Below are 11,934 nucleotides of genomic sequence, written 5' to 3'. Positions count from 1 at the left end.
ATTAAGTGTGTAAACTTTTTTTCAAAGGCCTAGATTATATCTTTAAATTTTATTAAAAAATGAGCCATAGCCGCATTCCAATTTGATATAGGCATGGACCATTTCTTGGTCATGTAATCAATTGCTAAATACAAGCTTTTAAAAACAGCATTATCATTTGAAAAACACGTTTATTTTTAGTGACTTTTCGGAGTTGACTATTAACGGATTCCACAGCATTAGTTGTGTAAATTATTTTTCGTATTTCTTCAGGGTATTCTAAGAAAATCATTAAATTATCCCAATGAACGTACCAAGATTTAGCAATTTGAGGATATTGTTTACTCCATTTAGATTCAAAAGCCTCTAAAGTGGAAGGTGCTTCTTTTTCTGTGCTAGCTGTATAAATAGGTTTTAAATCACCGGCTAGCTCTTTTCGGTCCTTGTATGATACATATCGTAAACTATTTCTAATTTGATGTACAGTACATAATTGATGCTCCGTCTTTGGAAAAACAGCACTTATAGCTTCAGACATACCAGTAGGGTTATCACTACATGCTATCAGTATGTCTTGCATACCTCTATTTCTCATCTCAGTAAAATTACCAAGCCAAAATTTATCTCCTTCATTCTCACTGGCCCACAATCCTAAAATATCTTTTCTTCCTTCTAAATCAATACCTAAGGCAACATATGTCAACAGCGGTCGAAAAATGATACATAATTTTAATATATACTGTTTGAAAATTGATACAGTATAATAAGAAATCATTTGATATTTAAGTCATAAGATTATCCTCCTGTTTATTAATCACCTCTATTGATACAAGACCAGCTTTCTTTTTATTTCTAAGTCTGAAACTATCCCCTTTAATATTGAGTATCGTGGAATGATGGAGCAGACGATCTAAGATAGCAGCTGTAGGAGCACTATCCTGAGCAAGATTATTGTGCCATTGTCCAAATGGAAGATTACTTGTAAGAATTATACTATCTTTCTCATAACGCTTTGCTATAACCTGAAATAATGGATTAGCTTGTTCCTGTTTTAATGGCAGATACCCAAATTCGTCTACTATGAGTAATTTGTATGGAAGGATGACTTTTTTAAGTATAGCGCCTAGATTTCCCTGATTTAGTCCTGCATTAAGTACGAGCATTAAATCCGCAGCTGTTATAAATTTAGTCTTGATTCCACATTGCGTAGCTGCATAACCAAGGGCAATAGCTATATGTGTTTTTCCTACTCCAGAAGGATCAAGCAAAATAATGTTTTCTTGTCTTTCTACAAAAGATAGGGAACTTAGATTTTCCAGAACCTTGCGTTTGACTCCTGTAGCAAAATCATAGTCAAAATCATCCAGCGTTTTTATAGCAGGAAAGTCTGTCATTCTTGTGAGTATTGATTTACTCCTATTTTGTCGCGCCAACAACTCTGTTTTTAATATTGACTCAAGGAAATCCGTATAACTTGAGTCTTCTTTACTAGAGGACTGTGCGATATCAAAATAATTTTCAGCTACCTGAACAAGATTTAATGAGTGGCACATCTCTGCTATACGTTGGTGCTGCAGGTTCATAATGCCTCCAATATATCTAGTATACGCATAGGGAATGCTGCAAAGAAACTGTAGAAAATCGTTCTTCTTTACCTTCCATAATCTCTAATACCGCAGGATGACTACCGCTATAATCCAATGGTAGTGGTTGAGGAGTACTCCTCTCAGACTTTAATCTTTTTACAGGTATTTCACCTGTGGTGCCATGCACACGCATATTCGCTATATCTCGCAGCCATTTTAGCACCTCTGAATTTGCAGTATCCACATCCAACACTAGCTCTGCTGTTTTTAATTTTGTCACTAATGGGTTATAAAAGCTTTCTCTGAGATATCTATTAAATCGCTCAACCTTGCTCTTGGTTTTTGCTTGATAAGGTCTACACACTCTTAAGCGGAAACCATAATGTTTTGCAAAATCTAGCATTCCTTTATTAAAAAGATGTATGTCAAGACCATACGTATCTCTACCCAGTATTACTGTTTTCATATTGTCATAAAGCACTTCTTTTGGTACTCCGCCAAAATATTCAAATGCACGCTTATGGCATTCTATTAACGTTACAAGCTTCTCATTAGTAACAAATTCCACATAACTTGCTCGACTATATCCTAATGTAGCTACAAAAGCTGATAAAGTGTTCTTGCCTTTACGAAATTCAATCCAATCAACTTGCATCTGTTTACCGGATGCAGTCTCGAATCTTACCATATCCTCCTGCTTAGCTGCTGGCTTTATGCTTTTTAAATAATCTCTGAGTTGGGTCATCTTGCCCGTGTAACCCATCTCCTTTATCTCTTGAAACAATACAGTGCCGGGTAGCGATATAGGATAGGCTGATTTTATTCTTTCGCTCAAGTACTCCTTATACGGGGCTAGCTTTGTTATCAACTTCCTCCCATCCTTATATTTAGGGCTACCATCATATTTTAAATATTTACGTACTGTATTTACTGAAACACTTACTTCTCTTGATATACTTCTTAGGCTTGTGTCTTGTTTATTTAATATTTTTATTTCCATTATTTGCTCCAGTATTATCATTATTTTTTACCTCCTTACCCAGAAGATATTACTTTAATACTGTATCAATTTTTATCCATTGTGCTGTATCATTTTACTTCCGTTGCTAACAGTACAAATGAAAACATTTTTGATCTATAAGTTGAATAAATAAATATTAACATTACTTAAAAAAAAATTTTTCTGAATAAGTAAATTTACAACAAGGATTTAAAGGCGAATCGGTAAAATTCTGAGGATAAAAAGTTCTATTTCTAAATTGAATTAATAGGCGGATATTTAATATGTTTTGAAAGGTAAAATTTGAGATTATTTTTCTTTTGTAATTTTATCATATTTTTTTAGCTTGATAAGAATGGACTCTAAATTATCTAGTTTAATCATACATGGGCCGTCACTTGGGGCGTTATCAGGGTCTTGATGTACTTCCATATACATGCCGGCAATACCTACAGCCATTGCTGCCTTTGCAAGTAGCTCTACATACTTTCTTTCTCCACCAGTACTACCTCCTAACCCTCCCGGTTGCTGAACAGAATGTGTCGCATCAAAAACTACAGGTATATTTAACTCCGCCATTATTGCAAGACTACGCATATCAGATACCAAATTATTATAACCAAAACATGTACCACGCTCTGTAAATAATATATCCTTCACTCCAAAAGCTTCTAGTTTTGTTTGTACATTTTTCATATCCCAAGGAGCTAAAAACTGCCCCTTTTTTACTTTTACTATTTTACCGGTTTTCGCTGCAGCTTGCAGTAAGTCGGTTTGTCTACATAGAAACGCCGGGATTTGTAAAATATCTGCTACTTTAGCTACCTCAGTACATTGACTCTCAGAATGAACATCAGTAACAATTGGACAATCAAATTCAACTCTTACTTTTGATAAAACTTTTAAACCTTCCTCTATACCAAGACCTCTAATCCCACTTATAGAAGTTCTATTAGCTTTATCAAAAGAAGATTTATAAATAAACGGGATATCAAGTTTGTTAGTTAATTTAGTAAGTCTTTCTGCCATAAATAAAGCGTGGTCTTGTCCTTCAATCTGACAAGGTCCTGCAATTAGGACAAACGGCAAATCATTTCCTATTTTGATATTATTAAGTTTTACTACTTTTTGCATAATTTTTAAATTTAATTATTAAGCGGGGCGCGGATTAATATTTCTCTGTTATATCAGTTGCTGATTCATTTTCTATTAAGTCGTTATTAATTACTAACGTATAATATTTTTCTTTTATTGTCTTTAAATCATAATCACCATGATAATAACCTTCTATGTTAATAATTTTTTTTAAATAAAGATTTACCTGCTCTGTTTCTAACGGTTCGTCTATATTTTTTATAATAGACGACTTAATATTAATTAAATACCCTTTTATTTTTTTAAATTCTTTAATAATTATAAAAATATCACGCGGTTTTATTACTAACACTCCTACAAACAAAATTAATAATATTTGCGTTAAAGACATATTTATATTAGTTTTTTATGTTTATATTTTGGATTTAAAATATTCTTGCCTTTCTCGTTTAACATATAGTCAAGATAATCTTGATAATTCCCTTCAAACCAAGTAGCATCACCTTCTTTATCATAAGCGATAATGTGTGTAGCTATTCTATCTAAAAACCAACGATCATGACTAATTACTAAAACACAACCAGCAAAATCTAAAATTGCACCCTCTAACGCTCTTAAAGTATCTAAATCAAGATCATTTGAGGGCTCATCAAGAAGTATTACATTAGCACCTTCTTTTAATAACTTTGCTAAATGTACTCTATTACGCTCTCCACCAGAAAGTTGTCCAACTTTCTTTTGTTGATCACCTCCTCTAAAATTAAAAGCAGCGCAATAGGCTCTACTTTTAACTATTCTATTACCAAGCTGCAATTCATCTAAACCTTCTGAAATTTCTTCCCATATAGTTTTATTATTATCTAAATGATCCCGTGATTGATCAACATAACCTAATTTCACAGTTTGACCAATTTTAATAGAACCGCTATCTAGTGTTATTTTACCTGTAATAATATTAAACAAGGTAGACTTACCCGCTCCATTTGGTCCAATAATTCCTACAATAGCTCCACGTGGAACTTTAAAACTAAAATCTGATAATAATATTTTATTGTTAAATTTTTTAGCTATATGTTCTGCTTCAATAACAAGATCACCTAAGCGTGGCCCATTAGGTACAATTATTTGAGTAGGATCGCTTTTTTGTTCTTGTTGTTTATTTAATAATTCTTGATACGCTGTAATACGTGCTTTATTTTTTGACTGTCTAGCTTTTGGAGTTTGACGAATCCATTCAAGTTCACGGTTTAGTTGCTTTATTCTATCATCTTCCTCTTTACCCTCTAAAGCTAATTTTGCTTGTTTTTTCTCAAGCCAAGAGCTGTAATTTGATTCCCACGGGATACAATTCCCTCGATCAATCTCTAATATCCATTCCGTAACATTATCTAAAAAATAACGATCATGGGTAATAACTATTACCGTACCTTTGTAGTTCCTCAGGCAATTCTCAAGCCAAGAAACTGATTCTGCATCCAAATGATTTGTCGGTTCATCAAGTAATAACATATTAGGCTTTTCTAAAAGAAGCTTACATAAGGCTACTCTTCTTTTTTCTCCACCGGAAATTTTTGTAATATCCGCTTCTTTTGGCGGACAACGCAAAGCAAGCATTGCAATTTCTATTTCACGTTCTAGATTCCATCCATCACAATTGTCTATTTTTTCTTGCAATTCTGCCTGCTTATCATAAAGATTCTGCATTTCTTCATCAGTAATTTCAGCAGCAAATTTGTTACTTATATCATTAAATTCATCAATAAGTTTTTTCTTTTCATGAAGACCTTCTATGATAATGTCAAAAACATTTTTACTAGCGTCAAGATATGGTTCTTGAGGTAAATATCCTATTTTTGTACCAATTTTAGCTGTTGCTTTACCTTCAAACTCTTTATCAATACCTGCTATTATTTTTAATAAAGTCGATTTACCTGCTCCATTTGGACCTATTATACCAATTTTAGCTCTTGGTAAAAATGATAAATTTGTTTCTTTTAAAATTCGTTTACCATTTATAATTTTGCTTAAACCGACCATTTCATAAACGTATTGATATGACATAAATTACTTATTTCCTTATATTATTATTTTGCACTGATAGATTTATTTACTACTATATTGTATGAATTTATTGCTCTATAAATAACTCAGAATCAGATATGTAATTTCTACTATTGTTTTTCTCGTTCAGATATTTAATTTGCCAAATCTTAAAAATAAAATGCTGTATGCATGCTTTAATTTTATCAATTTGGATTGTAGCACTTTTATATCTACTAAATTTATTTCATTCAAGCTTATTGATGATTTTTCCATATGCATTTTAATTTAATTTTAATAATATCAAGTCTAATTCTTCCAAACCTTTGTAATGAAATATTAATTTTCCACCTAATAGATAATTTTCTATTGTTATTTTTATACCAAACTTTTCTGATAAAACTTTCACTAGTAATTCTAGATCGTTGTCGGTAGTACTGTCCTTTAAAAAACGCTTTCCTGCTTTGTTATTATTGTTAGGAGATTCTGTATACTCATTTTTATACCATTGTCTTACTAGTTCCTCTGTTTGACGCACATTTAAATCATTATTTATAATATGATCAGCTATTATTTCTGCATGCTCATGATTTATTAAACATCGGGCTTGACCCATACTTAGTATATTTGCATTTACTTTATCTTGAATAGACTGCGGTAAGTTATTAAGTCTTAACAAATTAGCTATATGACTGCGGCTTTTACCAAGCCTCTCAGCTAGTTTTTCTGCTGTATAATTAAAATTTTCAACTAGATATTTAAAACCACGAGCTTCTTCCATAACTGTTAGGTCGGTTCTTTGTATATTCTCAATTAGTGCTATTTCCATACTCTCTCTAGCATCTAAATTTTTTATAATTACTGGTATCTCTAAAACTTTTGCTAATTTACATGCACGCCAACGCCGTTCTCCTGCTATAATTTGGAAATTATTATCAACAATAATAGGCTGTAATAAACCATTATTCAGTATAGAATCTGCTAATTCTTTTATTTTATCATATTCAAAGTTTTTTCTAGGCTGATTCTCATTTGGTTTTATTTTATCAATATTTATTATTTGTATTATTTCTGATTCTATAGAAATAACTTCTTCTCCAAGTAATGAAGATAACCCTCTTCCTAATCCTTTATTTTTCGCCATATCTTTCTAAGATTTCTTTTGTAAGTTCTATATATGCAACTGCTCCCGAACATTTATAATCATATATAATAGCCGGTTTTCCATATGAAGGAGCTTCAGATAGTTTAATATTTCTTGGGATAACGGTTTTAAATACTAATTCTCCTAAGCATTTCCTAACATCATCTTCCACTTGCTCAGTTAAACAATTACGCTTATCATACATTGTAAATAATATACCTGCAATCTTTATCTTAGGGTTTAATTTTTTCTCTACGATTTCAATTGTTTTTAGTAAATGACTTAATCCTTCTAAAGAGTAAAAATCGCATTGCATTGGGATCAAGACTTCATCACTTGCAACTAAAGCGTTTACCGTTAATAAATTTAATGAAGGGGGGCAATCAATAATTATATAATCATATAATATTTTTATTTTTTCCAATAGGCTCATTAAAATATACTCTCGATCCTTTAATTTTGTTAAATCTAATTCAGCGGCAGATAGATTAGTGTTTGAAGTAATTATTTCTAAATTTGGTATATCCGTAGAAATTATTGCATCTTTCAATTCTATTAAATTTGTTAATACCTGGTATATGGTATTTTTGCGTTGTTGCTGACTAATTCCAAAACCGGTGCTACTATTTCCTTGAGGATCAAGATCTATAACTAAAATTTTTTTATTTACAGCAGCAAAGGCTGTAGCTAAATTTACAGTAGTTGTAGTTTTAGCTACTCCTCCTTTTTGATTAACAATAGCAATTACTTTCATATAATTTTTGTTAAATTACTAACTTCTAGAATCTTCCCTTCTTTAAAAGTAATACTTTGGTGTATTAAATAATCAAATAACCACTTCTCTTGCGCTTCTACTATTTCAGTTAAATAATTTTTTCCTTTTAATAACAAAAATTTTTCTTGTACTGAAATATTTTTTATACAATTAAATATTGTATTTAAGTTAGAGAGAGCTCTACAAGTTAATATACTACAATCCATCTCTACTTTTTCTATTCTTTGATTGATTATTTGTATGTTATTATTTGATATCTTTGACGCTTTTTCTAAAAATATACATTTACGCGAATCAGCTTCTATTAAACTTACTTTCGCTACACCTGCAATAGATAATACTATACCAGGGAAACCGCAGCCGCTTCCTATGTCAACCAAGTGCATTTCTTTATTATCAATATATTGTATTAATTGTAATGAGTCTAGTATATGACGTTGCCAAAAATTATGTACACTATTATCTGATACAAGATTGATTGCTTTATTCCATTTTTTAACTAACCTTTGAAAAATTTCTAACTTTTCAATTATTTCATGCGGAACTTCCATCACTATATCTAGTTTTTAAATAAATTATAATAGCAGTAATTGCTGCAGGTGTAATCCCTGGAATTCGACGTGCTACACCAATAGTAGCAGGTTTATGAAAAGAAAGTTTTTCCTGTATCTCTAATGATATACTTGGTATTTTAAAATAGTCAATATTTTTAGGCATTAACTGCGCCTCTTCACTTTGAAATAAATTAATATCTGCGTGTTGTCTGGTTAAATATGAAGCATATTTTGACTCAATATATAGTAATTGTAAAATATTATTATTTTGCACTTCTTTAAGTATAGGGAAAATTTTAATAGCTTCTTCAACATTAAAATTAGGTATTTTAAATAAATCTAATGCTGTTTTATATGTACCATCCTGCGCTACCTGTATACCCATTTTAGCAAGTTTACTAGTAGTTAAAGATAATGTTTTTAATAAATTTCTTGTTTTTTCTATATCTTCACATTTCTTTGTGAATATTTTTTTACGTTCTTCTGATACAACTCCAATGTTTATACCTAATTCCGTTAAACGTAAATCAGCGTTATCTGCTCTTAAAGATAATCTATATTCTGAGCGGGAGGTAAACATACGATAAGGCTCCGTAGTGCCAAATATTGTTAAATCATCTATCATTACTCCAATATAACTATTTGCTCTTGTTAATATAAAAGGTGGTTGATTTTTTACTGACAAAGCAGCATTAATACCTGCAACTATACCTTGTCCTGCTGCTTCTTCATATCCTGTAGTACCGTTAATTTGTCCAGCAAAATATAATCCGGTTATTTTTTTTGTCTCTAACGTAATACTTATTTCACGTGGATCAACATAATCATATTCTATAGCATAACCTGGGCGCAAAATCGTTGCATTTTCTAATCCCGGAATTGTTTTTATCAATTTTTGCTGTACCTCTTCAGGCAAAGAAGTAGAAATACCGTTTGGATAAATGGTGTAATCGTCTAACCCTTCAGGCTCCAAAAATATACGATGTTCTGATTTTGTACTAAATCTAACTATTTTATCTTCTACAGAAGGACAGTATCTTGGCCCTATTCCTTCTATTTGTCCTGAATAAATCGCAGATTTATTGATGTTTTCACGTATAATATTATGAGTTTCAGGAGTGGTTTTAGTGATAAAACAATTTATTTGAGGAACGTTAACAATATTTATTAATTCAGAAAAAGGGCGCGGAGTTTTATCGCCTGGCTGTAAAGCTGTTTTACTATAATCAATAGTACGCCCATCAATTCGTGGCGGCGTACCTGTTTTTAAGCGAGCAAGTTTAAATCCTATTTTTTTTAATGTATTTGATAATCCGTAAGAAGGTTCTTCATCTAGTCTACCGGCAGGAATTTTTGTTGAGCCGATATGAATAAGACCTGATAGAAAAGTACCTGTAGTCAATATAATTTTTTGACAAGGAATTTTACTACCATCATTTAAAATAACTGCTTCAACTTTAGAAGATTTAATTTCTATATCTTCTACTTTTCCGTATAATATATCTAGATCAGGATAATTTGTTAATATTTGATACATTGCTTTTTTATAAAGCTTACGATCAGCTTGAGCACGAGGCCCCCAAACTGCCGGTCCCCTAGTTTCATTCAGCATTTTATAATGTATGCCTGCCTGATCTATTACATAACCCATTAATCCATCAAGTGCATCAATTTCTTTAACTAATGTGCCTTTTGCAATTCCACCAATTGCCGGATTGCAAGACATTTCACCTAAATTTTCCGGTTTTAACGTAATTAAGAGAGTAGAAACTCCAAGGCGCGCAGAAGCAGCTGCAGCTTCTGCTCCTGCGTGCCCACCGCCTATAACTATTACGTCATATTTTAGCATTAATTATTCTATAATTTCAGATTTATTAAAGAAGAATTTGATTTCTCTTTTTGCACTATTTTCACTATCTGAACCGTGAATACTATTAGCTTCAATTGATTCACCGAAATCTTTTCTAATAGTTCCGGCTTCAGCTTCCGCAGGATTAGTTGCTCCCATAATTTTACGATTTAAAGTTATAGCATCTGCACCTTTAAGAACTTGAAGCACTACTGCTCCTGAAGTAATATATTCAACTAAGCTATTAAAAAACGGTCTTGCTCTATGTTCATCATAAAAACATTCTGCTTCATATTTAGTTAAGTGCTTCATTTTCTGGGCCACTATTTTTAAGCCTGCATTTTCTAAATAAGTATTGATTTGCCCTATTTTGTTCCTTTTAATAGCATCAGGCTTAATCATTGAAAAAGTATATTGTATTGTCATTTTGTAACCTTTATATAATTATTAAATTTATTAAACTTCCTGCATAAGTCATCTTATAAAGAGGAATAGGGAACACTTGACTGCAAACCGCAGCGTATATAGACATACGTGAGGATTCGAGTCTAGGCTCGACGTACAAATTACCTTTAGAAATGGCTTATGCAGAAAGTCTATTTTTTAGCTGAACAATTCCATGTTAAAGCGAATAAACCACCCCCTATAAGAGCGGAAATACTAAAAAATACAAACACCCCATTCCAACCGTAATTATCGCTAATCCACCCTACACCGACCCCCGCAATGGCTGCTCCTAAATAACCAAATAATCCTGATAATCCGTTAGCAGTACCAACAGCTTGACGCGAGCTAAAATCCGCGGCAGCAATACCTACAAGGAGTTGTGGTCCTGAAACAAAAAAGCCTATTAAGGAAAGAATTACTATGCTTAATAATTCACTTTGGATAGGTATTTTCCAAAACGAGACTAACAATAAGCTAAGCGATACCATACATATGGCAGCAACAGGCCCCCGACGTCCTTGAAATATTTTGTCTGATAAAACACCTGCTATTAATGCCCCTGGGATGCCTATCATTTCATATAAACCGATTTGTAAACCTGCGTTTGCAAGGCTTATACTACGTAAATCTCTTAAAAATGTCGGTGCCCAATAAATTACCCCGGAGCGTATTATGTAAACAAACATGTTAGCCAGACAGACATACCATATTAGCTTGTTACAAAAAACCATTTTAAGTAATTGCGGAGTTAGTAGCTTTTCATAATCACCTATGGATTCAGGGGGATATTCTTTATATTCTTCCACGGTAGATAAGCCTACTTCTTTTGGAGAATGGCGAAGCCTATTATATAAGAAAAGTGATACTATACAAGCAACTACACCGGGAACGAAAAAAGCAGCTCTCCAATCAAATTTATCGATTAAATAACCGCAACTTATCATAGCAAGAGCCCCACCTATTTGGTTAGAAGTTGCTCCCATAGCCCATTTAGTTCCGAGTTCTTTTGGAGCAAACCAGTGAGTAAGCATTTTTGTTGCAGGAGGCCATCCCATAGATTGAAACCAATTGCTAGCTATCCATAAAATTCCTATAAGCCATAAAGAATCTGAAAAGCCTATTAGAATAGTAATGATTCCGACAAGTAAAAGCCCTAATACCATAAATATACGAGCATTGACTTTATCACTAATAAAGCCGTTACAAACTTTACTAACTCCATACATTATAGAAGAAGCTGTTAATATCCAACCAATTTGTGTTTTAGTAACCCCAAAATATTCTCTTATAGCAGGAGTTGCTATATTAAAATTCTGACGACAAAAATAAAAAGTTGCATAACCTATAATAATAGAATACAAAATTCTTACTCGCCAACTATTATATTTTTTTACATATGGCGATCTTGGAGTTTTAATTTTGGATTTTGTATTTGTCATATTATAAACTCGCAGGCTAAAAAAAA

12 protein-coding genes and 1 pseudogene are annotated in these 11,934 nt (G+C 32.2%); 1 reads left to right on the top strand and 12 read right to left on the bottom strand.

What is annotated here, in order from left to right; genetic code table 11:
• Positions 1 to 124: 124 nt before the first annotated feature.
• From AAGD46_RS00210 to ndk, 11 genes are all read right to left on the bottom strand, one after another.
• Positions 125 to 754: an IS256 family transposase gene (locus AAGD46_RS00210; RefSeq protein ID WP_341787308.1), complete on the bottom strand. Its 630-nt coding sequence runs from the start codon at positions 752 to 754 to the stop codon at positions 125 to 127.
• A gap of 7 nt (positions 755 to 761) precedes the next feature.
• Positions 762 to 1,562: an IS21-like element helper ATPase IstB gene (istB, locus tag AAGD46_RS00205; protein WP_341787268.1), complete on the bottom strand. Its 801-nt coding sequence runs from the start codon at positions 1,560 to 1,562 to the stop codon at positions 762 to 764.
• Between the two features lie 16 nt (positions 1,563 to 1,578).
• Positions 1,579 to 2,565, bottom strand: a complete 987-nt coding sequence (gene istA / locus AAGD46_RS00200; RefSeq protein WP_341787866.1) for an IS21 family transposase — start codon at positions 2,563 to 2,565, stop codon at positions 1,579 to 1,581.
• 309 nt (positions 2,566 to 2,874) lie between these two features.
• On the bottom strand, positions 2,875 to 3,699 hold the full coding sequence (gene kdsA, locus AAGD46_RS00195) for a 3-deoxy-8-phosphooctulonate synthase (RefSeq protein WP_341787307.1): 825 nt from the start codon (positions 3,697 to 3,699) through the stop codon (positions 2,875 to 2,877).
• 34 nt (positions 3,700 to 3,733) lie between these two features.
• On the bottom strand, positions 3,734 to 4,051 hold the full coding sequence (locus tag AAGD46_RS00190) for a DUF2672 domain-containing protein (protein ID WP_341787306.1): 318 nt from the start codon (positions 4,049 to 4,051) through the stop codon (positions 3,734 to 3,736).
• A 2-nt stretch (positions 4,052 to 4,053) separates the two neighbouring features.
• Positions 4,054 to 5,721 carry an energy-dependent translational throttle protein EttA gene (gene ettA / locus AAGD46_RS00185; RefSeq protein WP_341787305.1) on the bottom strand — a complete coding sequence of 556 codons (1,668 nt, stop codon included), beginning with the start codon at positions 5,719 to 5,721 and terminating at the stop codon, positions 4,054 to 4,056.
• 262 nt (positions 5,722 to 5,983) lie between these two features.
• Positions 5,984 to 6,844, bottom strand: coding sequence for a ParB/RepB/Spo0J family partition protein (locus AAGD46_RS00180; RefSeq protein ID WP_341787304.1), 861 nt, complete (start codon positions 6,842 to 6,844; stop codon positions 5,984 to 5,986).
• The gene (locus AAGD46_RS00175; protein ID WP_341787303.1) at positions 6,831 to 7,598 is read right to left on the bottom strand and encodes an AAA family ATPase; all 768 of its coding nucleotides are present in this window, start codon (positions 7,596 to 7,598) and stop codon (positions 6,831 to 6,833) included. Before AAGD46_RS00175 ends, AAGD46_RS00180 begins: the two co-directional genes overlap by 14 nt.
• Positions 7,595 to 8,173, bottom strand: a complete 579-nt coding sequence (rsmG, locus tag AAGD46_RS00170) for a 16S rRNA (guanine(527)-N(7))-methyltransferase RsmG (RefSeq protein WP_341787302.1) — start codon at positions 8,171 to 8,173, stop codon at positions 7,595 to 7,597. The genes AAGD46_RS00175 and rsmG overlap by 4 nt, the downstream gene beginning before the upstream one ends.
• The gene (gene mnmG / locus AAGD46_RS00165) at positions 8,154 to 10,022 is read right to left on the bottom strand and encodes a tRNA uridine-5-carboxymethylaminomethyl(34) synthesis enzyme MnmG (RefSeq protein ID WP_341787301.1); all 1,869 of its coding nucleotides are present in this window, start codon (positions 10,020 to 10,022) and stop codon (positions 8,154 to 8,156) included. Before mnmG ends, rsmG begins: the two co-directional genes overlap by 20 nt.
• 3 nt (positions 10,023 to 10,025) lie before the next feature.
• The gene (gene ndk, locus AAGD46_RS00160; RefSeq protein ID WP_341787300.1) at positions 10,026 to 10,448 is read right to left on the bottom strand and encodes a nucleoside-diphosphate kinase; all 423 of its coding nucleotides are present in this window, start codon (positions 10,446 to 10,448) and stop codon (positions 10,026 to 10,028) included.
• 86 nt (positions 10,449 to 10,534) lie between these two features.
• On the opposite strand from ndk, the pseudogene AAGD46_RS00155 reads away from it, so the two are divergent.
• A pseudogene (locus AAGD46_RS00155) lies at positions 10,535 to 10,621 on the top strand (palindromic element RPE1 domain-containing protein); the annotation flags it as partial.
• On the opposite strand, the gene AAGD46_RS00150 reads toward AAGD46_RS00155, so the two are convergent.
• Positions 10,619 to 11,908, bottom strand: a complete 1,290-nt coding sequence (locus AAGD46_RS00150) for an MFS transporter (RefSeq protein WP_341787299.1) — start codon at positions 11,906 to 11,908, stop codon at positions 10,619 to 10,621. The pseudogene AAGD46_RS00155 and the gene AAGD46_RS00150 overlap by 3 nt on opposite strands.
• Positions 11,909 to 11,934 lie beyond the last annotated feature (26 nt).

The organism is Rickettsia endosymbiont of Cantharis rufa, assembly GCF_964026445.1.
Taxonomy (GTDB): Bacteria; Pseudomonadota; Alphaproteobacteria; order Rickettsiales; family Rickettsiaceae; genus Rickettsia.
Note: the sequence above shows the minus strand (reverse complement) of the source record. Positions and strands in the feature narration are given on the sequence as shown.

Bases quoted from the DNA above. Each gene is read 5' to 3' on its own strand.
- ndk (WP_341787300.1), bottom strand. From the start codon at position 10,448: ATGACAATACAATATACTTTTTCAATGATTAAGCCTGATGCTATTAAA.
- AAGD46_RS00190 (WP_341787306.1), bottom strand. From the start codon at position 4,051: ATGTCTTTAACGCAAATATTATTAATTTTGTTTGTAGGAGTGTTAGTA.
- kdsA (WP_341787307.1), bottom strand. From the start codon at position 3,699: ATGCAAAAAGTAGTAAAACTTAATAATATCAAAATAGGAAATGATTTG.
- AAGD46_RS00150 (WP_341787299.1), bottom strand. From the start codon at position 11,908: ATGACAAATACAAAATCCAAAATTAAAACTCCAAGATCGCCATATGTA.
- AAGD46_RS00180 (WP_341787304.1), bottom strand. From the start codon at position 6,844: ATGGCGAAAAATAAAGGATTAGGAAGAGGGTTATCTTCATTACTTGGA.
- istA (WP_341787866.1), bottom strand. From the start codon at position 2,565: ATGGAAATAAAAATATTAAATAAACAAGACACAAGCCTAAGAAGTATA.
- AAGD46_RS00210 (WP_341787308.1), bottom strand. From the start codon at position 754: ATGATTTCTTATTATACTGTATCAATTTTCAAACAGTATATATTAAAA.
- mnmG (WP_341787301.1), bottom strand. From the start codon at position 10,022: ATGCTAAAATATGACGTAATAGTTATAGGCGGTGGGCACGCAGGAGCA.
- AAGD46_RS00175 (WP_341787303.1), bottom strand. From the start codon at position 7,598: ATGAAAGTAATTGCTATTGTTAATCAAAAAGGAGGAGTAGCTAAAACT.
- ettA (WP_341787305.1), bottom strand. From the start codon at position 5,721: ATGTCATATCAATACGTTTATGAAATGGTCGGTTTAAGCAAAATTATA.
- istB (WP_341787268.1), bottom strand. From the start codon at position 1,562: ATGAACCTGCAGCACCAACGTATAGCAGAGATGTGCCACTCATTAAAT.